We start from the raw sequence: 26,507 nt of genomic DNA on the forward strand, positions 1-26,507 counted from the left end.
CGATATCTCTGCATGGAAGGAAGTGTGCGGTTAGTCGACGTACTGGAATTCGCTGGAATTCAAAAGGACATGACAGAAATCGCTGATAGCGACGAGGACGGGACTCAACGTGTCGCTGTGCGAGCGGAGGGAAAGAGCCAAAGGATGCTCGTCTTTCACATCGGAAAGAGGCCCTTCCGGATCGGAACGGACAAACCGCCAGAGGGCAACGGTATCGTCGGTGACCAAGTTGTTGGGATCGTTGATCATGATTTTGGCAGGATCAAGAATCGCGCTCCGCGTGAGACGGACGTCGTCGATCAGACCGTCCCAATTGTGGGGCGAACTCGAATCACGACCTCCCACGGTAAACCGGAGCGAATCATCACCACAGTCGCCGAGAATTGAATGGTTGACGACGGCCGTTTCGAGCTCCGATTCGTCGTACGACATATCGCGAGCATAAAAAGTTGTCGTGCCGGCATCGAAGTCGACGGCTGCCGCTACGTAGTAAGGTTTGTCCGAAGGTATGCGGATGTTCGAGGGGACGACTTGGTAGGTCACCTGACCACTCTTGTCTTTGCCGATCAATTGCATGATCAAGTTGCGCGGGCGATAAGCCGATTTTTCGCTGGTGATGCCGAAGTTCCAACCGGCGGTAGCATTGGAACCATTCCAACGGGCTGCAATCGTTCGCACCGAAGCATCTGGAAACAGTTTGCGAGGAAATACGATCGCTTCAATCGTAAAGTTGTGCGAAGGAAGTGGATCGGTCTCAGGCAGGGTCAGTAGCTCGTGCGGCTTGGCGTCGCTGATGTTGAAGGCGGTACTCCAACGTTGCATCTGTGGTTCGTCGATCAAAGCCGTCGATGGAAGATCGTGCAACTTGGCTTTGGCTAGGTTTTGGTTGTCAGCAATTTGCTGTTGGATGAACGAGAGTGAAGCAGCGAACTCCGACTTGCTCGGCGCTCTGCCGAAGCATTCCTGGAAACTGGCTCGCACCATTTCGGCGTAGTCGTTGCCATACTGGCGATTTAAGCGTTTGGCCATTGCTTCGGCTCGCTTGAGCGTCCAGTCTCCGTTAAACATCAACAGGGACTGCGTTGCGGTTGTCGTAGCATTACGCTGAGCCACGCTGGCGAAACCATTCGGGGCGTCGAAGCTATCTAGCAAGGCGTCCGGCGAGTTCCGCATCTTCTTGGTGAAAACGCTGCGCGAGGCACTGTTGCTGGACGAGGCTGGGCCGCTTGATTTATCGTCTAACTCGCCACTGACGGCCAGCATCGCATCGCGAATCTGTTCCGCTTCCAGCCGACGGGGCGGATATCGCCACAGTAAACGGTTTTTCGGATCGGTCAGTTGGGCGCGTTCTGGAATGGCGATTTGTGACGATTGACGATAAGTGGCCGAGAGTAAGATGGTACGATGTAGCGGCTTGAAATGCCAACCATTCTCAATGAATTCGCTGGTCAGCCAATCGAGCAACTGTGGATGACTGGGCGGTTCGCCAAGACGGCCAAAATCACTGGAGTTGGAGGAGAGGCCAGTGCCGAAATGATATTGCCAAATACGGTTTACAATCACGCGCGGCGTCAACGGATTGTCATCACGCGAGAGCCAGCGGGCGAGCGCCGCGCGGCGACCGCTCGTATCTGCGGCGGCGACCGATGAAGGATCGATGGAAGCGTCTTGCGGGTCGAGAATCGTAAGAAAGCCAGGTTTGATCTCGCGTTTGCTGCGATCGTCGGGAATCGTTGTGGGAGGAATCACGCCAGGAGCATCACTGGCGATGTTGGCCATCGGCGGTGGCGTTGGCTTGGTTTTCAGAAAGGCTTGAAGTTCTTTTTTGAGGTCTTCCCACTTTTGCCGATCTTGTTTGGGAATACCGTTTTGCAGACGTGCGTACTCGAACTTGACTTGATCGTAAACTAAATAGCGGATTTGGTTGTCGTAAGTTGTTCGCTCGTCGGCTGGCTTCCAGTACATTTCCTGGACTTCGAGCGGGAACATCGAGACCGCCTTCTTCTCGCGGCTTTTGCGAGCTGGCCCTTCGATCGCTTCGATCTTGTCGAGCAGTTCTTTATGCTTCGCTTCCCACTGGGCAAGCTCGGCTTCGTACTTTTTTACCTCGGCCTCGTCGACCAAGGGGTGGTCGTCTTTCCAGACCATCGGTTTGAAGAAGGCCTGTAATCGGTAATAGTCGTCACGCAGAATGGGATCGTACTTATGGTTGTGGCAATGAGCACACGCGATTCCCATGCCCATGAAAACGTCGCCGACGGTGTCGGTCAGTTCGTCGGAGATGAGAACTTGCTGCCCTTTGGCATCGCGGCTGTTGTATTCGTAAACGCCGCCACGTAGGAAGTGGGTCGCCACCAAGGCAGCAGGATCATCCGGAGCGAGTTCGTCCCCGGCGAGTTGTTCCTGGAGGAACTGTTTGTACGATTTGTCTGCGTTGAGGCTTTGGATTACGTAGTCGCGGTATCGCCACGCGTTGGGGCGATAAGCATCTTGGCGATAACCGTCCGAGTCGGCGTAGCGAACCAAATCGAGCCAGTGTGTGGCCCAACGTTCGCCATAGCGAGGATCGGCCAAGACCTTGTCGACGAGTTTCTCGTAAGCATGTTCGTCTTCGTCGGCTTCAAACGCGGCGATTTCTTCCGGAGTCGGGGGCATCCCCAACATGTCGAAGTACACACGACGGATCAGGTCACGTCGCTCGGCAGGCGGGGCGGGTGAAAGTTGTTGCGATTGAAGTTTGGCCAGAATGAAATGATCGATGGGATTGTGAGCGACGGCATGCTTGTCGACCGAAGGAGCCTCGGGACGCGATACCGGTTGGAAGGCCCACCAGGCGCGGTCTTCTGGGGTGAATAGCTCGTCTTGACGAACGTCTCCTTGGGGTTCGGGCCAATAGGCACCGTTGGCGACCCAGGTTTCCAGGATCGCGATTTGATCTTCGGGCAGCTGACCTTTCGGAGGCATCTCGTAGCTCTCGTACTTCACCGCCGCGATCAGTTCGCTTTCGTCTGGTTTGCCTGGCTCGACGATCGGTCCGCCGGTTCCTCCTTTGAAAAAGTGTTGCCGACGATCTACTCGCAAATCGGCTTTCTGCTCTTTCGCGCCGTGGCATTCGAAGCAGTGCTGAGCGAGTAGGGGACGGACCTTGGTCTCAAAGAAGTGGGCAGATTCTTTCTCACCAGCGATCAGCGTTTCCGACATCATCCCAGTCAGAAACAACAAAATGAGCGGCGCGATAGGCCGGAAGTGATTGAACATAAACTACTCTTCCGTTGAGGTAGGATCTGCGGGTGAGATAGGAGAAGGCACGGGAGGGAAGGCGCCAATGAAGACCGGATCTACTTGGTTTTCATCATCCATGGCATCTTGGATGAACAATTCGCGGACTTCTGCCCCAGCGGGATAGCCTAAGTCCGATAGATCGATACCGGTGGCAATGACTTTCGCAGGCACCGCATGCGGGACACCGCCATTGTGATCGGCTTGGCAAAGCTCCTCGACGCTGCGAACTCTGCGATCAAAACCGTACAAACGAAAATGACTCAGCTGATGCGAACTATGATCGCTCAGCGAGATGTCGTACTTGCGAACCGTGTGGGTTTTTAGGCCCGGCTCGAAAAGCAGAGGGGAAACGTGGAAAGGATCCCCGTCGGCAGGATGTACAATCACATGCAAATCGAAAAGAACCACGTCCGGCCCTGGCCCATTGATTATCGGTTGGTGGAAGCGGACCGCTAAACCAGGGGTTCTCCGATTGAGATCTTGATTGGCGATATCTGGGTCGGAAGTCAGCGGCTGGGAACTGCCGCCTGGGTTGAGGATGCCGGTGCAAAGGCAATGATCACGGTCGAGGTATTCCTGTCGACGACGCGAATCATCGCCTTCTTTGGGGTCGATGCTCAACAGAGGAGTCGTCAGGTTGTGGGTATTGTTATTCACTTTGAAGTGGATCAAGTCAAAGTCGATCAATTGGTCGACATCGTAGGTGTAAGACTTGCCACCCCGTTGGACGGTAACGGCCAGAAGTTGGTCCGGGTGGGGATCTCCTGCTGGGGAAACATCAAAGGAAACAACCCGATCGGGCAGAATCGATTTGTAGGTTTGCCCAAACTGAGGGCCGTTGCTTGTGGCAATCTCGCCGAGGGAGCTAATAACACGTCCTTCGCCCGCTTCCAAGAGCAGCCCGGTATGGGAAGGTTGATTGATTTCTTCCGCAGTAAAAACTTCGGCGGCTCCTTCAATCACTTCCACATCGGCCTCGCCTGATTCATGCACGTTGATGGAGAAGCGAGTTCCTTTGTCGACAACTTCGGCATGCGGAGTTAGTACGCGAAATCCTTCTGCTCCAGCGGGAGCGTAAACCGAGCATTCACCCATTTTCAGCATAACCCGTTCCGCCGACTGAACCGAGAAGATCGCAGGCGCTTGGACTATCATCTCGGCCCCTGTGCGGCTGCGAAGTTGAACGCTTCCTGCCACAAGGGCGTAGTCGTGATCGAGAGTCAGGACTTCTCCCGGAGCGAAGATTTTCGATTCGCCAAAAAAACGACTCCCCGCAAGTTGCATAATCTGCATTTCGGGTGGGGCGGAAGCTACGGCGTTCGGATTCGCCTTTTCTTGCTTTGCTGCCGACTGCGTGCCGTCTTGGGCAACGCGACCTTCTTGGTTACTGTGCCAATATACGAAAGCCGTTGCCAGGAATCCTAGCAGGGCCAAGGCCATGGCAAGCATGTAGCTGCTGTGCCGGGATGGCGGAGCCTTTTTTTCGCGACGCGTACCCAAAGAAGAGACAATCGCCTCTGGCAGGCTGATCGCTTGCAGCCCAGTTTCTTCAACGGCCAACTTGGCCAAGCCATATTCCAGATCGAGAAGCAGGAAATACTCGTCTCGCGCTTCGGGACTGGCGAGCAAGATTTGCTCTAACTCCGCATGCTCGGCGGAAGTGAGGGAGCCGTGAACACTAAGGTGAGCTAGTTCGCCAAGACGTTTGTTTGGTTCACGAGTCATGCGTCCTCTCCTAGGGCGGCGAGTCGCATCTGGACACATTGGGCCAGTCTGCGGCGAATGGTAGCTAACTGATTGTAAAGTGTCTGGGCAGAGCGACCGGTATCGGCTGCTAAGTCCGCTACGGTCGTTGCACTGCCGTACGCCTTCCAGATTAATTGTTGTTGGCGGTCGGTCAGGGTTTTGACGCACAAGCGAAGTGCTGCCAAGTGATCGGGAACACTGGAAAGGTCTTCGCCCCGTTTTTCTGCCAGAAGGTCGAGTAGCGTTTCACTAAATTGTAGACGATCGCGGTTGGCGGTACGCAGGAAGTTTTTGACTTCGTAGAACGCCACGCCACAGGCCCAGGAAAGGAAATCTCGGCCTTGGTCGAAGGTCTCGAACTTCTTCCACAACAGCAAGCTGCAGCGTTGGAAAACGTCGTCGGCATCGGCATGGTGGGGCAGAAGCGAATAAATATAAGCATGCAACCGATCACAATTCCCCGAGTAGTACGTCAGAAAGTCTGCGTAGCGTTGATCTTGCGACGTGTCGTCGCAAGCGGGGCGTTCTGGAAGTTGGTACGTCATATTTTCAGGCAGGACATCGCTTGGGAGGGTTCCCCCCAGAATAATGAAAAACCGACTGAGGGTACATCTAATAGTCGTACGCTGAGTCGCAAGTTTACTGCGTTAATCGCAATAAAATCGCATGAATTAAGGGGCGACCTAGCACTTAAGGTGTAATCTCGCCCCTTTATCCCTGGAATGAATCTCAGAAGACAATTGCGATGCTGTCAATTCCACACGACTTATTGGGTTAGCGAGCTTCCAGCTGAATGACGATATCGTTCTCTCCTGGAGCTATTGCAAATTTGAGCCCTGAGGTTTCGTAGTTGCGATATTTCGAGGCGAAATTAGGTGCCACAGAGACGTTGCCATCGCCAGAGGCAGGGCTGAATAGGATTACTTCGTGGTCACCTTCCAGGGCGCCGTCGCCATCTTCAAAGGTGCTTAGCTGAAATGAACCATCGCTTTGAATCTTCCCAGAGGCTTTGACCATTTCACCTTCTTCGGAAGTGGTACGAAACTTGACGATGCCTCCATTGGCTGGCGAGCCGTTGGCTAGAACGACTTTGCCGCTGACCGGATGAGTGGCGACAGATTTGTCGCAGCCCAGCATAGGGGCCAAGCCAAGCAGGACTATGCCTAGCCAGAGATAACCGTAAGGCTTTGTTGTATTCATTGTGGGGCTTCGATCCCATGAAAAAGAGAATGCGAGCAGGAGTGTGTTTTAAGTCATACGCAACGAATTTGCGCATGACATCAATCAAGTAATCTGCATCAACTTCAGGGGCTTCCTGCCCCTGGCAATGGCAAGAGTTGAAGAGGCCATCGCGACGAATGGGCTAGAAGTCAGCGCTGAGCGTCTGTCCGTCGTTGCAGCTGGCCAGTCGCCCTAGGTTGATCTCATCGATGTTGACTTGAATTGGCCGAACGCTGCCGTCTCCCATCACGAAATTAACGGTGCCAGGGTGGAAGCTGCCAAACACCAAGTGGGCCACGCCATCAACGTCGTCACGCTTGTTGCTCGCGAGTGGGTAGTCTGGTCCAGCAGCTCGCATCGTCGTGTAGGCCCAGCCGCTTAGAATCGGACCATCGTGTCCTGTCTTTTCGTCGCGCAGATTTTGGACCTGCACATGCCGCTCGCCAACCATGATGGTGTTGGTTAGGCCGTCGGTCACGGAAGCGAAGTCGGTTTGGCTGCGGTATTTATCTTTGTTGCCGTCGGCGACGACCAGCATACCTTTTTCTTTTCGCAGTTGACGAATGATCGAATTGTCGCCGCTGGGACCGGAGACAGAAGCGTAGTCCCAGACGGCGCCGTTGGCCCCATTGATTGCCTGAACGACCTGCGTGAGATCTCCTGACTTGTGGCGGCTGGGGCAGACATAACCTGATATGCCGGTTTGCTGCACGGCAGCGGTTTGATCGATGTATTTCTTCTTCATGTCAATCTGATCGTAGAGATTGCCTTGTTCCATGAAGGGGAGCAACAGAGCTGACCAGCCAAGGTATTCGTACTGAACGCGTGAAGGAGGAAGTTCGCCGAAGGTATCGTGAAAATTATGAACGGCCAGTCCAACCTGTTTGAGGTTGTTAATGCACTGCGTTCGTCTGGCAGCTTCGCGGGCTTGTTGCACGGCTGGAAGAAGAAGGGCAATGAGAACACCGATAATCGCGATGACGACTAAGAGTTCAACAAGTGTAAAGCCGCGGCGCACGATCGTGGGGGATCGGTAGTCCATAGATACGTTTCCTGGGTTATGAGAAGCAGATTGATAAGGGCAAATGCAGGTCTGGAAATCACTTCCCAAAACTGCGGCCTATAAGAAACCCTCTCTGTGCAATGCATGAGAAGGAAGAGACGATAACAGCAATATTCAAAAGGGTTTAGGGAGAGTGGATGGGAGGAAGAGAGAAAGAAAAGAATGCTCTCTGGAAGAAGATCGTACGCCTTAAGTGCTGTTTACTATTACTTCAGGCGAAAAAGATATTAAAAAACTATCTCCCCGCGTGTGGGCTGTTTTTCTGTTCCCTAATGTACGTATTTTAGTGGTTTAACGGCAGATCGTTCTTTACTGTTATTTCTTCTGTGAGGAAACACGTTCGATGTACGATTTGAACTCCCACCGGTTTTTCCAGGCAGGCAGATAAGGGGTGTAGCGGGGATCTTCAAACCAGAATTCTGGTTTTGGATCAGGCGTGGCAAGTTCGCCGGCTGCGTAGTCTTTGCCAATGAAGCTGGCGTTGACCATGTCATTCCAGGCCAGGAATGCTTTTTTCATTTGGGCAAAACGCTCTGGCTGTTGCTTGGCCAGGTCATGTGTTTCGTGCGGATCGGTTTTCAGGTTGTACAGTTCAAACCTCTTCGCATTGGGATGGACTAGCTTCCAGTCGTTATCGACCCAGGCTGCTTGTTTCTGAAAACGGAACGGGATCGGTTGCTCGCGCGCAGCGAGTTCTTGAGTGAGCAGTGGCTTTAGGCTGATACCATCTAAGGGGCGTACGAAGATCGCCTCAGGCAAGCCTAGCAAGTCAGCCACCGTGGGAAACAGGTCCATCGTGCAGGCCGGGTAGTTGGTGATGCGTGGTTCTATTTGACTCGGCCACTCGATGATCGCCGGTACGCGCAGGCCACCTTCGTAGACGTTCCCTTTATGCCCACGCAGGCCTCCCACGGTTTCTGGCTGAATGCCTGTTAGGCCGCCGTTGTCGCTGCAGAAAACCAATAGCGTGTTTTCTGCAATATTCATATCGCGCAGCGCCGCACGTAGTGTTCCGAGGCTACGGTCCATCGCGACCAATTCGCCGTAATGCTCCGCCGACTTTTCGTTCAGCTTATCAAACGGAGCTTTGTCTTGGGCAAGAGCCTTGAATGGACTATGGGGCGTACCATACCAGATAACGCTAAACATCGGCTGGCTGCCATCTTTATGCTTTCTCAGAAACTTGATCGCTTCTGCCACTACGACATCGGACGAGTCCCCTTCCTTTTGCTCGAACTTCCCTTCGCGACTCATCAGCGGACTTTGGTCGTAAAAGTTGGTAACCGATAGCCATTCGTCGAACCCGAAGTTGCCAGGGCTGTAGGGATCGTCCGGCAGAATAGGAGCCCCTGGGCCCTTGAGGCCATTGAGATGCCACTTGCCGAAATGGCCGGTCACGTATCCGGCGTCTTTGAGAGCTTGGGCGATGGTCTTTTCTTGGTGTCGCAACGCGTAACCGTGCGAGAGCACCCCACAGCGATCAGGAGAACGCCCGGTTAGTACGCTCGCCCGGGTGGGCGAGCAGACACAGCATCCGGCATAGAAGCGATCAAATCGCAACCCATTTGCGGCCATGTCGTCTAGGTTGGGTGTCTTTAAAACGGGATGCTGGCGATAGCCTGTCTGCCCCCAGCCCATGTCGTCGGCCATCACAAAAATGATGTTTGGCTGACGTGTCTTGGCACGTTCGTTAGAATCGCCTTGATATCGCACGACGGCGTAATAGGCTCCGACTTCTTCATTCGTGTCGGTTGTGAACACCGGGGCCAACTGGTGCGAACCCTTGTTTAGCTTGGTCGTGAAGACGATCTTCGTGTCGTGGGGGGCAACCGGTTGGGTTTCTAGATCTTTCCCGTTTATGCGCAGCGTGGCCGAGGTGATCGGAATCGCTTTTCCTGGGGTTGTGCGATAGGCCCGAGAAGCGCCGGGAACATTGGTACCTGGGGAAAGTTCGGCTTGGATCGGGTGCTCCGCCTCGGCTGGCCAGCGACGCACATCGATTTCGTACGTGCCGTCGCGAATCACGTTGACAGCCCAATGACCGTTGTGCCGCGAGGCAGTCTTAGAAGAGCCGAGGCCGTGGGCTGCGCGGATGTGGGCTTGGTTCCAAGGAGGTAGGCTCTGCTGAATCCAATCGTGCCCAGTCAGCGAGACTGCGCCCGAGTTGGGATGTCCTAGGTAGATCTCGGTTGTCTTCGCGAACGTTGGTTCAAGTTCGGCCCACCACTTATCGTAGAACGCCCGCATCTTGGCGACTTGCTCTGGATGATCTTGAGCGACGTTATGTTTCTGGCCGGGGTCTTGGTTGATTTCGTAAAGCTCGTTGCCGTTGACCAGTCGCCAATCTTGCGACATGACGGCGGTTTGCTTCCACTTAATCGGATCGCGCACGCGCTGAGAGTCGGTAACCAGAAAGCGATCGTTCCATTTGCTGTGGTTATCCGCTTCGAGAAGTGGGCGAATCGACTTACCATCGAACGGATAGCCCGCTGGGGCCTGGCCGCCAGTCAAGTCTAGCAGGGTAGGGGCAATGTCGACGGCATGGGTCAGTTTGTTGCTAACGTGTTTGCGGTTCATGCCGCCAGCTGGCCAATAGCACATCAGCGGTACGCGATGTCCTCCTTCGTACTCGCTTCCTTTCTTGCCACGCATGCCGGCGTTAAACACGGTATTGCCGGTCGCGGTGCCGTTGTCGGTGGTGTAGATAAAGATGGTGTTCTCGGCGATTCCAAGCTCTTCTAGCAAGGCACGTGTCTGGCCGACGTTGTCGTCGATGTTGGTGATCATACCGAAGAAGGCCGCGATAGCGGGGCTTTGCTCCGAGTACTGATCCATATACTTCTGTGGGCAGTGCAGCGGACCATGGGGCGCGTTGGTGGCGATATAAGCAAAGAAGGGGTGATCTGACTTGGCGTTCTCGCGGATGAACTGGTTAGCTTGCTGAAAGAAGACATCGGTGCAAAAACCTTCTGCTCGCTCGATTTGCCCGTTATGGAAGTAAGCTCCATCGAAGTAGGCGTTGTCCCACACATCCGGAGTTTGCCCCACGCCGCCGCCGCCATGTCGATAAACTTCGTCGTAACCGCGATCCTCGGGGCGATAGGGATAGTTGTCTCCTAGGTGCCATTTGCCAAACATGGCCGTCTTGTAGCCGTTCTCTTTGAGTAGTTGCCCCAAGGTCGCCTCGTCGGCTCGGAGCATGGATCGCCCCATGATCGTGTGCCATGCGCCAGCGCGATCGGTCCAATGTCCGGATTGCAGCGCTGCTCGCGTTGGCGAACAAGTCGGAGCGACGTGATAGTTAGAAAGCTGCGAAGATTCCGCCGCCAGCTTGTCGATGTGGGGAGTCTTGATGACAGGGTTGCCATAGCAGGCAAGATCGCCGTAACCTTGATCGTCGGTGATGACAAGCACAATGTTCGGCTTGTTCGCGGCGGCCAGCCAGGAAGAGCTCAGCACAACGAAAACGAGAGAGAGAAGCACGCGCTGAGTCGATAAGCGAGGTAACGCCATGGTCATTCCAACTAAGATTGCGAAGGCGGGGCGTAGGCAAATTGGCTTGAGGTAAGCAGGAAATCAACCAGTTGCCAGGGAAGCACTGTATTCTCTTCGTTGAAAAAAGGCCCGTCAACTTTTAACGCAACGTCTTGGGTGGGCAAGGAATTGCAAGTCGGGATTCGCCTATTTCACACCGGCATGCTGAGAGATGAAGTCCGCCACTTTCTGCGGATTAGGATGAGGGAAGTGATGTCCATGCGATTCTTCGGTCCCCTCTTTCACTTCGATGATTTCGATCGAGCCCCCTAGTTCGCGATAACGCTCGGCCAGAATCAATGTGTTTTCCTGTGGAGGAACCACTTGATCGTTGAGCGAAACAATATGTAGCAGGGGAATCTTGGCCTGGGCGATCGGCGGTAAGATATCGATTGGGTTGCGGTTATATTTCAGGGCGTCTTCGTTGCTGAGGCCATACTCTTTCAGTAAGACTTCCCACGAGCTTGAACTGCCGATGCCGGCACCTTTGCCTTTAGGCCAGCTTTTGATATCGCATACCGGCGTATCGGCATAAATGCAGGCAACTCGCTCGGGATGCCGCGATGCCCAGCCGTAAACGAATAGCCCGCCCCGGCTTACTCCTTCCAAGGCAACCTTGGGGGCAAGTCCCTTTTTGATCAGAAAGTCGTAGAACTTGTCCCAGTGTTTCATGGCCCGCTCGCTACCGAACATATTGTCGGTGTTGATGTACGCAATATGGAAACCTTGTTCAAGCAGCAGCAAATCGGCTTCGGCATGGAAGCCGGGGAAGCGGGCTCGCCAAACCCAAGGATTGCCTGCAGCGGCTTGCTGGGGAGTAACCACATAAGCGGGGCGATCATCCACCGAGAAATCGAATCGCTCGTAACCGTGCCAGTCAGACTTCTTGCCCGGCCACTCTGCCGCGGAGATTGCGGAAGAGAAAGTAAAAAGGAGCAGACAGACAGCAATAAGTCGTTCAGTACGGTGCATGGCGAGAATGTCAGGGTGGGCAAGAGAGGGGGATGGTTAGGGGCTGCGAATGATTTCTCGTAGCCTCTCACTCATCTATCGTGGCAGATGAAAAGCTCGGACACCACCTAGATTTAGCCTTTTTCCCAGGGATCTTGCTAGCAAGGATTCGCAGAAGTTCTCGCATTTCTTGAACCTGGTGGCTAAAATGAATGCCAGATGCCGATTCCAAGAAATATACCCCGCCTATCGGTATTCCCGCCTCTCCGACTATGCCGTCCTCCTATTTCACGGCCCTTCCTCCCAGCTCAAATCACTATGAAATTGAACCTTTGCGTTTTGAACTGCGCGCCCTCGATTTCCCGCTGTGGCTTATGGGGAATTTGTTTGCTACTGATGTGTGGTGCTGGGCTGAAAGCAGAAGAGACCAAGTCCACCAATGCCGTTCGGGCGTTTCTGGAAAACAACTGCTACGATTGCCACCAAGGGGAATCAGCCGATGCGGGTCTCGATCTGGAGAAACTCTCGTTCGATCTGGGTAAAGGAAATCAGCTAGATCGCTGGGTGAGAATTTACGATCGCGTCGAGTCTGGCGAGATGCCGCCTGCCGATTACGGCGAGCTTGCCCCCAGTGAGAAAGCCGATTTTCTGGCAACGACGCATAAAGGAGTCGTCGAGTTTCAAGAGAAGTTGCACGCTAAGTACGGTCGCGTTCGTGGCCGCCGTTTAACGCGTAAGCAGATCGAGCGGTCGCTGCAAGATTTGTTTGCCATAGATATTCCTCTGCTGAATTACTTGCCAGAAGAGGCCAAGACCGAAGGCTTTACGACCGTGGCCGCAGGGCAGGGGATGTCTCACTTTCAGGTCGCGGCACATTTGAACACCGTCGACACGGCCTTGGACGAAGCGTTTCGTCGGGCTCTATCTCCCGCTGATCAGTACGAGAAAGACTTCGATGCCCAGGGAGTCGCGCGAACGAATCCTAAGCGTCGGTGCCGCGAACCTGAGATGCGTGAAGGGAAGGCGGTCATCTGGTCGTCGGGGCTGATCTATTACGGTCGGATGCCAGCGACCACGGCGCCGGCGGACGGTTGGTATCAATTTGCGGTGACCGTTTCCGGTTTGAAGCTTCCCAAGACTGGGGGTGTTTGGTCGACGGTGCGAAGTGGCCCGTGTGTGTCGACCGCACCACTGCTGAGTGAGGTGACAACCTTTGAAGCGATGCAGCAGCCAAAAACCGTGGAGTTCGTCGCTTGGCTGCCCCGAGGGCACATGCTGGAAATCCGCCCCGGCGATGGCACCTTGAAGAAAGGGCGTTTCGCAGGCGGCCAGGTGGGTGTGGGTGAAGGAGAAGATCAAGATTTAGCGGGGCTCGCTTTCGAGCGGGTAACGATGAAGCGAATTCATCAAAACGGCGACGACAAACAAGTACGCCAGTATTTGTTCGGTGATCTGAAGGTTGAACCCTCGAAAGATAAGAAGAAGCCGTGGAAGGTGATCAGCGAAAACCCGCGTCAAGATGCCGACAAACTACTGTTAGCGTTCGCTCATCGTGCTTTCCGCCGACCGGTTACTTCCCGCGAGATCGAGCCGTATGTGGCCGAGGTCCATCAGGCCCTCGATAACGACGCCGACTTGGTGGATGCTTTGCGGCTGGGATATCGGGCACTGTTGTGTTCGCCCCGTTTTCTCTACTTCACCGAAGAGCCAGGGCCGCTGGACGATTATGAAATCGCCACACGGGTAAGTTACTTGCTGACCGGCAGCATGCCCGATGCCGAGTTATCGAAATTGGCCGCCGCAGGGAAACTGCGTGACCGCGAGATTTTAAAAGGGGAAGTCCGTCGTTTGCTCGAAAGAGACCGAGGCGAGCAATTCCTACGTGACTTGGCTGCCGAATGGCTAGATCTCGATCAAATCGATTTCACCGAGCCGGATGCCAAGTTGTATCGTGGCTTTGATCCGATTGTCGAGCGATCGATGCTGGCCGAGACGGAAGCCTTTCTGCAAGCGATGCTCACTGAAAACCTAAGCGTTTCCCACTTGATCGATTCCGACTTCACTTACCTGAATAGTCGCTTGGCGCGATATTACGAGATTGATGGAGTCGAAGGGGATGAGCTACGTCGCGTTAAGGTGCCGCCTAAGAGCCATCGTGGTGGGCTGCTCACCCAGGGTGCCATCATGAAGGTCACGGCCAACGGAACGACCACTTCGCCGGTTGTGCGTGGCGTATGGGTTTCCGAGCGGTTACTGGGGGTTGATGTGCCTCCCCCGCCAAGTAATGTTCCTGCGGTTGAACCCGATATTCGTGGGGCAAAAACGATTCGCGAGCAATTGGCAAAGCATCGTTCGCAAGGAGAATGTGCCAGTTGCCACACTAAGATCGATCCCGCTGGTTTCGCATTAGAAAACTTCGATCCCTCTGGTCGCTGGCGCGATAATTATCTGGCGACCAACGGTCGTAAGGTGAGCAAAGGGCAGCCAATCGACGCCAGCTACGAATTGTCTAGCGGGCAACGATTCAAGAACATCAAAGGCTTCCAAAAAATAGTTACCGGCCAACCTCAACGCTTGGCGGCCAACGTCGCTGAAAAGTTGTTGGTGTATGGGACAGGGGCCACGATCGAGTTTGCCGATCGTGACGAGGTAGAGCAGATCGCTCAACTCGCCGCTGCGGAAGATTACGGCTTCCGCACGATCATCGAGGAAGTGGTGGCCAGTCCTTTGTTTTTGAGCAAGTAACGTTTCGAATTCAAGAAACAGAAAGATACATGAGCCATGTCGCGTCAAGTTTATTTCAACTTTGGAAAGAAACTGAGCCGCCGAACGGTCCTGCGGAGTACCGCTGGTGTGGGCATGGCAATCCCGTGGTTGTCGGCGATGAACAAAGCGTTTGCCGACAACGAGAAACCAAAGCAACCTCGGCGTTTCGTGGCGATGACGTTGGGCCTTGGTTTGCATGCCGAAAATCTCAATCCAGAAAAGGCAGGAAGAGATTACAAGCCGTCGCTCTACTTAGAGAAGCTGCAAGACATCAAAGATCACTTCACGGTGATTTCGGGGACATCTCATCCCCAAGTCTCTGGAGGGCACCGGGCCGAAGCAAGCTTGCTTTCTGCTACGCCGATGGGAACTGGGGCGCAGTCACGTACGACGATTTCCATCGATCAATTGTTGGCAAAGCACATGGGGCACCATACGCGTTTCCCTTCGCTGGTTTTGAGTTCATCGGGAAATAATAGTCCGTCCTATACCGAAAACGGTTCGATGATCCCGGCTGAAAGCTCACCGGCGCGGCTGTTTATGCAGTTGTTCGTCAGCGACTCGCCAGAGGAACAAGCGAAGCAGTTGCATCGGGCTCGCCAAGGCAAGAGCATTATGGATCTAGTTGCGGAAGATGCGAAATCGCTTTCGCGCGAACTAGGTGCCGGAGACCGCGACCGCCTGGCTGCTTACTTCAATAGTGTGCGCGAACTCGAACAGCGGATGGTCGATGCAGAGCAGTGGGCACACTTGCCTAAGCCCAAGGTCGATATTCCCAAACCAATCGATATCAGCAATCCAAACGACTTCATCGGTCGGCAGCGACTGATGAGCGATATGATTCGCCTGGCTCTGTCGACCGACTCGACACGTTTCGTCTCGTACCACTTGGGTGGTTCGGGCGGCGTGGTCCCGATTGAAGGGGTGGGCGAAGGGTATCATTCGCTTAGTCACCACGGCATGGACGAAGAGAAGTTGGCCCAGTTAGCGCTGATCGAGACGAGTATCGTGCAAGCTTGGGGAGACTTCGTACGTGGATTAGCCTCTGTGCAAGACGAAGAGGGTAGCCTGCTCGATAGTACGTCGGTACTGTTGACCAGCAACCTCGGAAATGCTTCGAGCCACTCGAATCGCAACATGCCGGTTTTGTTTGCTGGCGGTGGTTTCCAACATGGTCAGCACTTGGCGTTCGACCAGAAGAACAATTACCCGCTGCCGAATCTCTATCTTTCGGTCTTGCAGCAATCGGGCTTGGAGCTACGGCAGTTCGCGACCAGCACTAGCACCATGAATGGACTGGAACCAACAATCACGTAATAACGTTGTTGGTAAAATAAGCTACGAAACGCTTGGCTTGGTCATGATCAGTTCCCAGGGATCGTCTTCACTGCATTGCGAGATCATTTGAGGTAAACCTGTGACGACGGCATCGAGCCAGTCAGGAGTTATCTCGCCAGCGATTGCGGTAAGTGGTGGATCAGCCACTGCGTGAGAAGAGTCTCGCAGGAAGAAAACGACTGGTGGGCTGGTCATCCACTCGACGAAGTGTTCCGCAACACGAGAGGTTAGTTCTGGCGGGGCATCCTGAAATTCCCCTTCCGATACGAAGACAATCTGGCAAGGTTTCTCTTGGCGACCCCACAAGCGGTCGCAGCCGCGCTGGAGAACACCTGCGAGATGATGACGCAGGTAACTTGTTTGGTCATCGAGTGGCTGATCGACGTAGCCAGCGAAGTTACCTTTTTGCGAGCAGAGCAAGGGGGTAACGGTTCCTGAGAGGTCGATTCCAGCTGCGTACCAGCGGAACGATTGGGGCTCGATCAGTACCGTAAGCAGGACGGGGCGTTTATTCGACAAGGGGGCTACTCTCCGGCCACTGGTTTGCACGTCTCGTGGGTTAGGTCTTCTAGCAGGTTACCTGCCTGAGTGAAGGCTTCCAAGAGGTCGTGATCGACAGGATGGCCGCTGGGATCTTGGGCGAGTTGCTGGGTTATCTGCCGACCGAGCGAAACGTAGTGCTGCATTTCCTGCACGAGGTTTTGTTGAGCGGCTTCTTTCTCGTATAAGCGGACTGCCTCGTGCAATAGCTCGATTAAATCGTCGGGATCCCACGGCTTGGTAACGTAACGGTAAAGCCCGCCAGAATTGATCGCTTCGATCACTGACTTGATGTCAGCATAGCCAGTGAACAAGATTCGGGTGGTTGTGGGAAAACGATGATAGGCTTGACGGGTTAATTCGGCCCCGCTCATCTCTGGCATTCGTTGATCGGTCATCAATACATGGATGGTGTGATCAGCCATGATCTGAAGTGCCTCTTGGCCTGATTCAGCCGTGTACACCGTAAAATCGCGGCGTAGCAGACCAATGAGCGAATGCAAAATGTCTGGCTCATCATCCACCAACAAAATGGCTGGTTTAGCTTTCATGGCTTCCTCCCACGGATTGACTCTCGACCGGTCGTATAGGCAATTGTACACAAAAGGTACTGCCGAGGCCCAGTTCGCTGCTAACTTCGACCGAGCCGCCATGGTCGCGGACGATCCCATAACTAACAGCCAATCCCAAGCCTTGACCACTTCCGACTGCGCGAGTCGTGAAAAATGGCTCGAAGATATGGGCCAGGTCACTACTGGGAATCCCCACACCATGGTCTTGGACCTCGATGGCCACGCCTGTCTCGCAACGAGAGGTTCGTATGCTAACGGTCCCCCCTTGGTCGCTGGCTTGAATGGCGTTGAGCAGCAAGTGGTGAAGCACCTGCTGGATTTTGCCTGGCTCGCACAAGATTTGCGGAACGTTGCCGGGTTCGATCTTTAAGTTGATTTGTTTGTTGTTCAGCTCGTGCTGCAAAATCTGCACCACGGCAGCGATTGCTTGGTTGAGATCAAGATAGTCGAGCTGAGCTTCGTCTAAGCGGGCAAAAGAGCGTAAGTTTTGGACGATATCACGCACACGCTTGAGCCCTGCTAGCGAGCGGTCGAACAACGCTGGAGATTCGTCTCGAATCCAGGCATAGTCGCATTCTTCCGTGAGTTCCGCGAGTTTCTTGGCCAACTCGGGATGAGTTTGGGCGAGTTCTCTTTGGGTTGATTGGTACAAGTCGAGAATCTCAAAGGCAGACGCCACATCTCGCTTTAACACAGCTAGGTTATTGGCAACCAAGGCAATCGGGTTATTGATTTCGTGAGCCATGCCGGCGGCCATTTGACCGAGGCTGGCCAGTTTTTCGCTTTGCACGAGCGCGGCTTGGGTTTCGCGCAGTTGGCGATTTTGTTCGGCGAGTTCCTGCTCGAGCCGAACAATCCGTTCCCCTTCGCGAAGACGGACACGGAGTTCGTTGTGATCGACCGGTTTGACAAGAAAGTCGTCCGCCCCGGCCTCCATGCCAACCACCAGGTCTTCTTTTTCCGACTTCGCGGTCAGCAAGATGATGTAGACGTAGAAGGGGAGGTTGGCCGAGCGGATTCTTCGAATGAGTTCCAGACCGTCACTTTCAGGCATGACCCAGTCGGTCAGCACCATGCGGAATGGTTCTTTTTCAAACTCGGCCCAGGCCTGGTCGCCGTCTTCCACTTCGGTGACATCGTAGTCCCAGCCGGCCAGCGCGCGAACGAGAATTCGCCGCATCATCAATCCGTCTTCAGCTACGAGAACTCTCATGGTGAATTTGGGGATAAAGGCAAACAGGGCGTCGCGGTTTGTGGGGCTGCGATCACGGGACCTGCATCAAAGATGCCATGTTGCTACGATTCTTTTGATCGGATCGTGGCAAGCTCAGACATTAGCTGATCGATATCTTCCCGCAACTCAGCCCAAGCTACGTCGAACTCTTCCACGTTGTTGTTACGACCCATAAATTCGATTCGTTTGGCAGCAGAAGTGGCGGCTTCGGCGGCAAACAACGCGACCGACCCTTTCAGGGTATGCGCAGATCGTGTCAGACGTTTGAGGTCGCCAGCGGCATGAGCGGACTCGATCTCGTTCATTTGCTTAGGGCATTCGTTGACAAATAGATCGATCATCTCGTCTAAGATGTCGGGATTACCTCCCACGTTTTCCAGGGCTTGCTTGGGATCCATGGCAGGAACTCCATTGGAGTGTGAAGCGGGTTGGACACTTGGGGGAATATTTTCTTCTGGCCGCTGAGTGCGTTCGACGGCTGCAAAAAGTTCCTGGGGGCGAAACGGCTTGGAAACGTATTCGTTCATGCCGACGGCCAGACAGCGTTCGCGGTCCCCCTTCATCGCATGGGCGGTAAGCGCAATGATGGGAATCTTGTGGGGAGAGTTTCCTTCTAGCCTACGAATCTCGGCGGTTGCGGCAAAGCCATCGAGAACCGGCATCTGCACATCCATCAAGATCACGTCATACGTACCAGCCCGAAAAGCATCGACCGCTAGGCGACCGTTTTCCACCGAGGTAACGCGATGGCCCCGATGCTGTAACAGGCTCTCCGCCACTTTCCGATTCACGACACCATCTTCGGCCAGCAAAATGTTTCGTGAGAAAAACTCGGAGCCATCGTTCGGCGTAAATCGATTGGATAGCTGGGAATCGCTATGCGTGTTCCCCATGGCCGAGGCAATTCCGTTAAGAAGCATCGACTGCGTGATCGGTTTGGTAATGCTTTTGGCAATTCCTAGCCGATCGGCTAGTTGGGCATCGAGGGGGCGATCGGCCGAAGATAGCAGCATGATGGTCAACTGCGACGGGTCGGCGATGCGGCGGATGTGTTCGACCAGCTCGATGCCGTCCATGCCGGGCATCATCACATCGATCATGGCCAGCTGAAACGGGGCTTGGTCATTCTTAGCTCGGTCGATTTCCAGCAGAGCATTCGGCCCACTACCGGTCACGGTCGGTTTCATGCCCCAGCTATTGAGCATCTCTTCGCAAATGATGCGATTGGTGAGATTGTCGTCAACGATTAAGACTTTTAGATCGTAGAGAGAATCGAGGCCTACTGGGGCAGCGGGAGTGATATCGGTAGCCCGGCCAAACTCGACAATAAAATGGAACGTGCTACCATGGCCGAGCTCGCTTTCGACCCAGATTCTTCCTCCCATCATCTTGCTTAGCTGGGCGGAAATCGCCAGTCCTAAACCAGTGCCACCGTATTGCCGAGTGGTAGAAGCATCGGCCTGGGTAAACGCGTCGAAGATCGTTTGTTGCTGCTTCGAGGTAATGCCGATGCCGGTGTCGTGAACGGAAAAGTGAAGCCGGATTTTATCGCCTGAGAACGACTCGTTCTCAACTTTCATCACCACTTCGCCTCGATCGGTGAATTTGATCGCATTGCCAACCAGGTTCACGATGATCTGACGCAAACGGCCTGCGTCGCCAACCAAGCCATCAGGAACTTCCGGTAAGATACGGGCGGCCAGTTCAATTCCTTTTTGCGAGGCGCGACTGGCGAGCGTATGAATGGTTGATCCGAGCACCTCTCGCAAGCGAAACGGCAGCCGCTCGAGTTCTAACTTGCCGGCTTCGATCTTCGAGAAGTCGAGAATGTCGTTCAGCAGGACAAGCAGCGAATCGGCTGAGCTTTGGACCAGCTTTTGATACTCGCGTTGCTCGCCCGTTAGATCGGTGTTTAGTAGCAACTCGGTCATTCCGATGATGCCATTCATGGGCGTACGGATTTCGTGGCTCATGTTCGCCAGAAAGTCGCTCTTGGATTGATTCGCTGACTCGGCTTGTTCCTTGGCGCGTACCAATTGCTGGTTCATTTCGGTTAACTGTTCGGTCATCCGGTTGAACTGCTTGGCAAGCATGGTGGCTTCGTCACTGCCACGAACAGGCACCTTGGCTTCCCAATCTCCTTCGCCAATCGCTGCCGAAGCATCGGTGATTTCGCGAATTCGTCGCGAGAGGGACCAAGAGAATCCGCCAGCGACGACCAGGGTCAACAGTGTGGCGAAAAGAGCCAGCGACCAGATGTTTTGTCGCATGATACGGATCGGGGCAAAGACTTGGGCTGCCTCTTGTTGCACCATTACAATCCAGTGCAGATTTTGCAACGATCCGGTGTCTTCGGCGGAGGTTGCATAGGCGGCCAACACCTCTCCCTCGCCGTTGGACCGATGGCGGGTTGCAATAACGCCATCTTGCGTGAAGTCTTGGTCGAGGTTCTGGAAATACTGGCGACCATCTGCCAACGGGGCGGTTTGGCCTGGGGGGCCACGGATGATGCGGTAGTCGTGCGTGAACAAAAAGAATTCGGTATGGGCAGAAGTGTCGACGCGGGATTGTCCGTCGATAATGTTAAACACCTCCTGGATATTTAGCACGGCTTTCATCACACCGGCCAGTTTTCCTTCATGGGTTTCAACGGACATGCAGATATCTACGGAATAAACGTGGGCACTATCGTCGAACGAGACATCTCCGACGTAAATTCCATGCTTGGCCGCTTCTTGCCACCACATTTCGTCGTCTTGGCGATAGTCGGAGGTGCGGTTGGTCAGTGCCGCGATCCCTCCGTATTGGTTGGTAAAGAAGATCTCTCCGTAAACCGCATAGCCCGTCGCTTCCTGAAGTTTCTCTTGCCGAAGTCGCAGCTCTTGCGAAAGTTCGTTATCGAGGAAGCGGGAAAGCAGCTTCTGTTGCTCAGGGACGGTGCCAGTTTGCCACTCTTCATCCAGCCGAATGACTTCTGCGGCAGGGTCGGGAAACGCCGCGAACTCTGCGTTTGCCTTGGCAAGGGTTTGCAGAACCAGATTGCTGCGTGTTAATGCTTTTAGATTGGCGATATGCGTGCGTAAGGCTCGGTCGATTTCGTCCATAACCGCCGCCGCCCTGGCTGCTGAACGATCCTCGATGATTTCTCGGAGGCTATGTTCGCTCACCGCTACGGCATAGTATCCGACAACCCAAATCAACAGGGCTGGTAAAACGGTCGCCAGAAGCAACTTGTGAACGATGCGCATGCAAGATAGGGAATCTGTCGGCGGAGCATGAACGATGCGCAGGCCTAACCGCCAGATCTGCGTCTCGCTACCTCGGAAAGTCCTCTTTAATTTAAGGCAGATTGGATTCCCCTGGCAACGACTAACTCGGATAGGGAGGTCGTTATTTCAAGAGTTGCTAAGGCGGCAATTCCAAAGAACCCTTCGCTACGTGAGCTGCTCTCACTTTTTTGGTGGCTTGGTCGGCAAACCTTCTTCAACCCAAATAGTTGACCATGGGCTCCTACTGTGAGACTCTTGAGGACTCGTAAAGATTGATCTTGCTCGCCTTCCTTCCTGGCCCCCCCTACTGGATAGATCATGCCCAAATTGAATCGCCTGCTTGCTACCACGGTGCTGGTCACTTGGTCGCTTGCACTTTCGACGGACGTCGCGGTTGCTGCGGAAGATACCAAGTCGCCCCACGACATCGAATCGACCGTAGTTTGGAAGAGTGGTGATAATGGTTATCACACTTACCGAATTCCCTCTCTTATTCAGACCCAAGATGGGGCTTTGCTGGCGTTTTGCGAAGGACGGCGCAGTTCTCGCAGCGACACTGGGGCCATCGACATAGTGATGAAACGTTCGACTGATCAAGGCAAAACCTGGGGCGAACAAGTCATTGTTTGGAAAGATGAAGACAATACCTGTGGTAACCCTTGCCCAGTGGTAGACGAGTCGACGGGACGCATCTATCTGCTGCTAACCCATAACCTGGGCGAAGATCATGAATCGCAGATCAAGCTGAAGAAGTCGAAGTCGACCCGTACGGTTTGGGTTTGCCACAGCGACGACCACGGCTTGACCTGGACCCAGCCGAAAGAAATCACCCGCAGTGCCAAGAACCCCGATTGGGGCTGGTATGCAACCGGCCCTGGCGTTGGTATTCAAATTAAGCATGGACCGCACCAAGGTCGCCTCGTCATTCCGTGTGATCACAGCTATTCCGTCGATCCGGCGGTGCGGAAGGAAGGGTATGGTTTCGGTTCGCATGTGATCTATAGCGACGACCACGGCAAGACCTGGCAACTGGGAGGGACCATACATCCCGAGATGAACGAATGCCAAGTCATCGAAGTCGGTGATCAGGGACACTTGGTGATCGACATGCGTTCGTACCGCGGCCAAGGTTGTCGTGCTCAATCGATCAGCACCGACGGCGGCGCGACTTGGTCCGAGATTACCGACGCACGACAAATGATCTCGCCAGTTTGTCAGGCCAGCCTAATTCGTTACTCGTGGCCAGTTGACGGAAAGCCAGGGCTCTTGCTGTTTTCCAGCCCGCGCGATCCGCAGAAACGCCGCAATCTGACGATTCTGGGGAGCTTCGACGAAGGCAAGGATTGGTCGTGGCAGCAAACGCTTTATCCAGAGCACTCCGCCTACTCTTGCCTGGCACCACTAGGAGACGGTGTGGTTGGCTGTTTGGGCGAAGTTGGTAAGAAGAGTGCGTACGATACCATCACACTCTTCCGCGTTCCCGTACCTCAGCAAAAGTAGTCAGGCGGTGATCCTTGGCCGTTTCATTGGAACAGCGATTTCAAGGGAGTCTTCTGGGCTTGGCTGTAGGAGACGCCCTAGGTGGTCGCTTCGAGGCCCAATCGGCCGAGCATCTGCGCCAGCGGTTTTCTGGTGTCGAATCACTGATCAACTACGTCACAGATGAAATTTGGTACACCGACGATACGCAAATGACTATCGCCCTGGCCGAAGTCTTAGCAGACCAAGGCGAGATTCTAGAAGAATCGCTCTGCGCTGCGTTTGTAGGCAATTACGTCCCTTCACGCGGTTACGGACGTGGTGCGAGGATGGTCATCGAAGCGATGGAAGAGGGCGAAGACTATCGAGCGGTCGCCAGCAAGTACTTCCCTGGCGGCTCGTACGGCAACGGCGCAGCAATGCGGGTTGCCCCGGTCGGCCTGTTCTTTCACAACGACGAAGCCATGCTGCTCGAACAAGCCCGCCAGTCTGCGCTACCGACGCATGTTCACCCGCTAGGAATCGAAGGAGCTCAGTTGATCGCTGCAGCGGTGGCTTATGTCACCAGAAGTGACGAGTTCAAGCGAGACGATTTCTTTCGTTGGTTAATTTCCCTCTGCCAGTCGGAAGAGTACCGCGAGAAACTTACGGCTGCCTCTGAAATCAAATCAACAGAACAACTCGCGGGACTTGGCAATGGAATTGAAGCATTGGAATCGGTCCCTACAGCGATCGCCAGTTTTGCTCTCTCGCCAGAATCGTATGCGGAAACAATTGGCAACGTCATTCTGTTGGGAGGCGACGCCGATACTTTGGCCGCCATGGCCGGCGCAATTAGTGGTGCCCATCTAGGAGTTGATGCAATCCCGAAGCAACTCTTGGGACGACTGGAAGAGTCTCCGAAAGGGAAGAGCTATCTACTGAGCCTGGCAAGTCGGCTGTTCCTGAAATATCAACTACGCCTAGCGAATCGGTCAATCGACGAGCGAACCTAAAAAGACTCGTCCCAGCGTTCAAAGCCTTCGAACTCACAGGACTAATTTCGTTTCTAAGAATTCAGAAATTCGAGCGAACCATCTGACTGTATGATCGTCTAACTATCCAGACAAACACATTCACCCTTTAAGTTACAAACGAGAAGAACTTTCGATGTTGCCAATGATCAACATAGATCGACTTCAGATTAACGGCGGTAAGCAGTTGCCTGTGCCAACAGGGAATGGTTATCCGGCTCATTTTCTGCGCTTGTGACTTGATGGGATAAAACCCAACGGCTGATATAAAGCCTGGTGTCATAAGCGACGCCGGGCTTTTTTTGTGCCTTGATCGGAGCAACTTGGCACGGAAACTCACTAAGCACCTTCTGCGTGAAAGGTACGCGCACACATCATGGTAGTCGAGGACTGGTTGTCCATGCTCGACTGATACTCGGGCCGCGCTGAGTTCGATTCCCAGGGCTACCACTTACCTATCGCGTGACTTCCAGGAAACGAAACGATGCCCCTTTATTACAAACAATGCCGCTTGGTCAAGCGAACGAGTTCCACCACAGCCGTCGAGCTTACCTCGTGGATACCGGAAAAGTATGCACATTTGCACGATTACGTTCAACTCAAACAAGCCGACGGTACGTTTGTTGACGGCTGGGAAGTGACGTGTGTCTCGGCAGAGAGACTTCAGGAAGAGCATCTGCCTGATTCGCATGCAATGATCAAAGGTCATAAAAAAGCGACCGGCGATGCGTTACCGAAACTCAGGTAAGCGTCGTCGAGCAAACCGGTAGGGCGTCGTGGATAAGACCGCCGCGCCCGACTTGTGTTCGCAAGTGTTCCCCGGCGGCGCGTAGCTCAGCGGTGAGAGCGGCGTCCTTATAAGACGCGAGTCGTGGGTTCAACTCCCACCGCGCCGATTGAGAAGGAACAAAACAGCAATACAACAGGCATCGGTCGTCCAGTGGTAGGACACCGCATTCGTAATGCGGAGACGAGGTTTCGATTCCCTCTCGGTGCTCTTGTGATCTTTGACGATTGAAGATGAAAAATCAGCGCCCATGATGTAGCGGTAGCCTACTGCCTTGCCATGGCGGAAGTGTGGGTTCGACTCCCACTGGGTGCTCTCGATTTCATTCACGATGTGGGAAAGCTTGGCTAATCCGCGTGCTTTGGGAGCACGAGATCGCAGGCTTGAGTCCAGTCATCGTGACTTATTGTGGTGGGTCCTGTGTTGGTACGGGAAGGCGGCTATTAACCGCTTCGCCGCAGGTTCGATTCCTGCCTCCACAGCTTGACGAAAACAAGTGTCCTTGGCCGAGTGGCAGAGGTTTCAGGCCTCCAGCCTGGCGAGGCGGGTTCGACTCCCGCAGGGCACGCTTGTGTGTGAAAAAGATCAGGAATTATTGCGAACCTAGTTAGGATGTCTTGGTCTCTTGTTAACAGAAATGCGAGGTAGACGCTGTTGGTAGTATCGCCTGGCTTTGGACCAGGAGGTCGTTGGTTCGATTCCAACCCTCGCAGCTTTTAGGGGTGACAACAACAGTCCTGTGGCCCAGCGGCAACGGCAACTCTCTTACAAAGAGTCGATCGGGGGTTCGAGTCCCTCCAGGACTACTTAGCTAGGGCAAGACGGCAGCGTGCCTTCTTGATCACCTTTTCACTTCGCGAGTCATCGCGCAGCAAAAAGTTCTCGTGGAGCAGCGGAGTGCTCGCCTGCCTGTCACGCAGGAGATCGCCGGTTCGAATCCGGTCGGGAACGCTTTTTCAATTGGCATGGTACGCAAATCGGTAAAGCGGCGAAGCTCAAACCTTCGTGATTGTTTGTGGGTTCGACTCCCACCTGTGCCACTGACTTCGGGCAGTGATCCCCGCAGCGGTCTGTAAAGCCGCGGTCAAGAAAGAAGCGGGGTGGTCGACGAGTGGTTCAATTCCTCCACTGCCCACTAAGTGAATTGAATGAGAATGGCCAAGTGGCGGAATTAGAAGACGCGCGACGCTTAGAACGTCGTGTCCACCGGGCGTGGGAGTGCAAGTCTCCCCTTGGCTACTGGATGTGTGTGATGAGCAAACCGCAAAGCTGTTCATTGCAGTGTTTGCAGATGATTGACGCGGGTAGAGCGAGGGCTCAACCAGGTCTCATAAGCCTGGCGTGTCGGGTGCGACTCCCGGACCCGCTACTTTTTTGTCCGACTCTCGTAGACGCTGTTCTGCGAAAGTCGACACACGGTCTGTAGGTGTTTTGGCGGCATACGTCCGTGGTAAGGACGTGGATCGGGTTCGAGTCCCGAACGGACCTTTCATGATGGCGGTAATGCCATTGGTTGATTCGATGGGCCTGCATGCCGATGGGGGCGACTGATCTTTGCAAGATCGGTGCGATCGGTTCGACTCCGATCAGGTCCACTTTTGTGGTGACTGAAGTGTATTTGGTAGGCACGCCTGCCTGTGAAGCAGGAAGAAGGAGTTCGAATCTCCTTGGTTACCCTTGGGTTGAAAACGAGCTTGGCGGTGAAATGGTCT

At 54.2% G+C, this 26,507-nt stretch carries 16 protein-coding genes and 12 tRNA genes; 17 read left to right on the forward strand and 11 right to left on the reverse strand.

Annotated features, from left to right (window positions below; all coding sequences use genetic code 11):
- Positions 1-30: 30 nt before the first annotated feature.
- The 7 genes from DTL42_RS15585 to DTL42_RS15620 all read right to left on the reverse strand — a co-directional run bounded on the left by DTL42_RS15585 (position 31) and on the right by DTL42_RS15620 (position 11,818).
- Positions 31-3,258: a DUF1549 domain-containing protein gene (locus DTL42_RS15585; protein WP_114369656.1), complete on the reverse strand. Its 3,228-nt coding sequence runs from the start codon at positions 3,256-3,258 to the stop codon at positions 31-33.
- Between the two features lie 3 nt (positions 3,259-3,261).
- Positions 3,262-5,007, reverse strand: a complete 1,746-nt coding sequence (locus DTL42_RS15590) for a FecR domain-containing protein (RefSeq protein WP_158545406.1) — start codon at positions 5,005-5,007, stop codon at positions 3,262-3,264.
- Entirely contained in the window at positions 5,004-5,573 is a 570-nt protein-coding gene (locus DTL42_RS15595; protein ID WP_114369658.1) for a sigma-70 family RNA polymerase sigma factor, read from the reverse strand. Before DTL42_RS15595 ends, DTL42_RS15590 begins: the two co-directional genes overlap by 4 nt.
- Positions 5,574-5,802: 229 nt before the next feature.
- On the reverse strand, positions 5,803-6,228 hold the full coding sequence (locus DTL42_RS15600) for a hypothetical protein (RefSeq protein WP_114369659.1): 426 nt from the start codon (positions 6,226-6,228) through the stop codon (positions 5,803-5,805).
- A gap of 163 nt (positions 6,229-6,391) precedes the next feature.
- Positions 6,392-7,291 (reverse strand): DUF1559 domain-containing protein, encoded by a 900-nt coding sequence (locus DTL42_RS15605; protein WP_114369660.1) that lies wholly within the window; start codon positions 7,289-7,291, stop codon positions 6,392-6,394.
- Positions 7,292-7,627: 336 nt separating this feature from the next.
- Positions 7,628-10,825: a sulfatase-like hydrolase/transferase gene (locus DTL42_RS26815; protein ID WP_234824231.1), complete on the reverse strand. Its 3,198-nt coding sequence runs from the start codon at positions 10,823-10,825 to the stop codon at positions 7,628-7,630.
- Positions 10,826-10,993: 168 nt separating this feature from the next.
- Positions 10,994-11,818, reverse strand: a complete 825-nt coding sequence (locus DTL42_RS15620) for an alpha/beta hydrolase family protein (RefSeq protein WP_114369661.1) — start codon at positions 11,816-11,818, stop codon at positions 10,994-10,996.
- A 297-nt stretch (positions 11,819-12,115) separates the two neighbouring features.
- Here DTL42_RS15620 and DTL42_RS15625 point away from each other — a divergent pair, with 297 nt between their 5' ends.
- Positions 12,116-14,542 (forward strand): DUF1592 domain-containing protein, encoded by a 2,427-nt coding sequence (locus DTL42_RS15625; protein WP_114369662.1) that lies wholly within the window; start codon positions 12,116-12,118, stop codon positions 14,540-14,542.
- A gap of 36 nt (positions 14,543-14,578) precedes the next feature.
- Positions 14,579-15,880: a DUF1552 domain-containing protein gene (locus DTL42_RS15630; protein WP_114369663.1), complete on the forward strand. Its 1,302-nt coding sequence runs from the start codon at positions 14,579-14,581 to the stop codon at positions 15,878-15,880.
- Positions 15,881-15,901: 21 nt separating this feature from the next.
- On the opposite strand, the gene DTL42_RS15635 is transcribed toward DTL42_RS15630, so the two are convergent.
- The 4 genes from DTL42_RS15635 to DTL42_RS15650 all read right to left on the reverse strand — a co-directional run bounded on the left by DTL42_RS15635 (position 15,902) and on the right by DTL42_RS15650 (position 21,495).
- On the reverse strand, positions 15,902-16,420 hold the full coding sequence (locus DTL42_RS15635) for a hypothetical protein (protein ID WP_114369664.1): 519 nt from the start codon (positions 16,418-16,420) through the stop codon (positions 15,902-15,904).
- Positions 16,421-16,425: 5 nt separating this feature from the next.
- Positions 16,426-16,992 carry a response regulator gene (locus DTL42_RS15640; RefSeq protein WP_158545407.1) on the reverse strand — a complete coding sequence of 189 codons (567 nt, stop codon included), beginning with the start codon at positions 16,990-16,992 and terminating at the stop codon, positions 16,426-16,428.
- Positions 16,982-18,226, reverse strand: a complete 1,245-nt coding sequence (locus tag DTL42_RS15645; RefSeq protein ID WP_114369666.1) for a sensor histidine kinase — start codon at positions 18,224-18,226, stop codon at positions 16,982-16,984. Before DTL42_RS15645 ends, DTL42_RS15640 begins: the two co-directional genes overlap by 11 nt.
- Before the next feature lie 83 nt (positions 18,227-18,309).
- Positions 18,310-21,495, reverse strand: a complete 3,186-nt coding sequence (locus tag DTL42_RS15650) for a response regulator (RefSeq protein WP_114369667.1) — start codon at positions 21,493-21,495, stop codon at positions 18,310-18,312.
- Between the two features lie 339 nt (positions 21,496-21,834).
- Between DTL42_RS15650 and DTL42_RS15655 the strand changes: the two genes are divergently transcribed.
- The 15 genes from DTL42_RS15655 to DTL42_RS15710 all read left to right on the forward strand — a co-directional run bounded on the left by DTL42_RS15655 (position 21,835) and on the right by DTL42_RS15710 (position 26,471).
- Positions 21,835-23,016 (forward strand): sialidase family protein, encoded by a 1,182-nt coding sequence (locus DTL42_RS15655; protein ID WP_114369668.1) that lies wholly within the window; start codon positions 21,835-21,837, stop codon positions 23,014-23,016.
- A 14-nt stretch (positions 23,017-23,030) separates the two neighbouring features.
- On the forward strand, positions 23,031-23,990 hold the full coding sequence (locus DTL42_RS15660) for an ADP-ribosylglycohydrolase family protein (RefSeq protein WP_114369669.1): 960 nt from the start codon (positions 23,031-23,033) through the stop codon (positions 23,988-23,990).
- Positions 23,991-24,492: 502 nt separating this feature from the next.
- Positions 24,493-24,756: a hypothetical protein gene (locus DTL42_RS15665; RefSeq protein WP_114369670.1), complete on the forward strand. Its 264-nt coding sequence runs from the start codon at positions 24,493-24,495 to the stop codon at positions 24,754-24,756.
- Positions 24,757-24,831: 75 nt separating this feature from the next.
- Positions 24,832-24,904, forward strand: a tRNA-Ile gene (locus DTL42_RS15670).
- Positions 24,905-24,934: 30 nt separating this feature from the next.
- A tRNA-Thr gene (locus tag DTL42_RS15675) sits at positions 24,935-25,005 on the forward strand.
- A gap of 34 nt (positions 25,006-25,039) precedes the next feature.
- Positions 25,040-25,110, forward strand: a tRNA-Gly gene (locus DTL42_RS15680).
- A gap of 12 nt (positions 25,111-25,122) precedes the next feature.
- Positions 25,123-25,197: transfer RNA gene (locus tag DTL42_RS26335), tRNA-Pro, on the forward strand.
- 5 nt (positions 25,198-25,202) lie between these two features.
- Positions 25,203-25,277, forward strand: a tRNA-Asn gene (locus DTL42_RS26340).
- Between the two features lie 14 nt (positions 25,278-25,291).
- A tRNA-Gly gene (locus DTL42_RS26345) sits at positions 25,292-25,363 on the forward strand.
- A 70-nt stretch (positions 25,364-25,433) separates the two neighbouring features.
- Positions 25,434-25,508 (forward strand) — tRNA-Gln (locus DTL42_RS15685).
- A gap of 20 nt (positions 25,509-25,528) precedes the next feature.
- Positions 25,529-25,601 (forward strand) — tRNA-Val (locus tag DTL42_RS15690).
- A 72-nt stretch (positions 25,602-25,673) separates the two neighbouring features.
- Positions 25,674-25,746: transfer RNA gene (locus DTL42_RS15695), tRNA-Asp, on the forward strand.
- Between the two features lie 11 nt (positions 25,747-25,757).
- A tRNA-Leu gene (locus DTL42_RS15700) sits at positions 25,758-25,835 on the forward strand.
- A gap of 116 nt (positions 25,836-25,951) precedes the next feature.
- Positions 25,952-26,034: transfer RNA gene (locus DTL42_RS15705), tRNA-Leu, on the forward strand.
- A gap of 364 nt (positions 26,035-26,398) precedes the next feature.
- Positions 26,399-26,471, forward strand: a tRNA-His gene (locus tag DTL42_RS15710).
- Positions 26,472-26,507: the final 36 nt, after the last annotated feature.

Origin of the sequence: Bremerella cremea (assembly GCF_003335505.1) — a bacterium.
GTDB classification, from domain to species: Bacteria; Planctomycetota; Planctomycetia; order Pirellulales; family Pirellulaceae; genus Bremerella; species Bremerella cremea_A.

Bases quoted from the DNA above. Each gene is read 5' to 3' on its own strand.
- DTL42_RS15585 (WP_114369656.1), bottom strand. From the start codon at position 3,258: ATGTTCAATCACTTCCGGCCTATCGCGCCGCTCATTTTGTTGTTTCTG.
- DTL42_RS15590 (WP_158545406.1), bottom strand. From the start codon at position 5,007: ATGACTCGTGAACCAAACAAACGTCTTGGCGAACTAGCTCACCTTAGT.
- DTL42_RS15595 (WP_114369658.1), bottom strand. From the start codon at position 5,573: ATGACGTACCAACTTCCAGAACGCCCCGCTTGCGACGACACGTCGCAA.
- DTL42_RS15600 (WP_114369659.1), bottom strand. From the start codon at position 6,228: ATGAATACAACAAAGCCTTACGGTTATCTCTGGCTAGGCATAGTCCTG.
- DTL42_RS15605 (WP_114369660.1), bottom strand. From the start codon at position 7,291: ATGGACTACCGATCCCCCACGATCGTGCGCCGCGGCTTTACACTTGTT.
- DTL42_RS26815 (WP_234824231.1), bottom strand. From the start codon at position 10,825: ATGGCGTTACCTCGCTTATCGACTCAGCGCGTGCTTCTCTCTCTCGTT.
- DTL42_RS15620 (WP_114369661.1), bottom strand. From the start codon at position 11,818: ATGCACCGTACTGAACGACTTATTGCTGTCTGTCTGCTCCTTTTTACT.
- DTL42_RS15625 (WP_114369662.1), top strand. From the start codon at position 12,116: ATGAAATTGAACCTTTGCGTTTTGAACTGCGCGCCCTCGATTTCCCGC.
- DTL42_RS15630 (WP_114369663.1), top strand. From the start codon at position 14,579: ATGTCGCGTCAAGTTTATTTCAACTTTGGAAAGAAACTGAGCCGCCGA.
- DTL42_RS15640 (WP_158545407.1), bottom strand. From the start codon at position 16,992: ATGAAAGCTAAACCAGCCATTTTGTTGGTGGATGATGAGCCAGACATT.
- DTL42_RS15645 (WP_114369666.1), bottom strand. From the start codon at position 18,226: ATGAGAGTTCTCGTAGCTGAAGACGGATTGATGATGCGGCGAATTCTC.
- DTL42_RS15650 (WP_114369667.1), bottom strand. From the start codon at position 21,495: ATGCGCATCGTTCACAAGTTGCTTCTGGCGACCGTTTTACCAGCCCTG.
- DTL42_RS15655 (WP_114369668.1), top strand. From the start codon at position 21,835: ATGCCCAAATTGAATCGCCTGCTTGCTACCACGGTGCTGGTCACTTGG.
- DTL42_RS15665 (WP_114369670.1), top strand. From the start codon at position 24,493: ATGCCCCTTTATTACAAACAATGCCGCTTGGTCAAGCGAACGAGTTCC.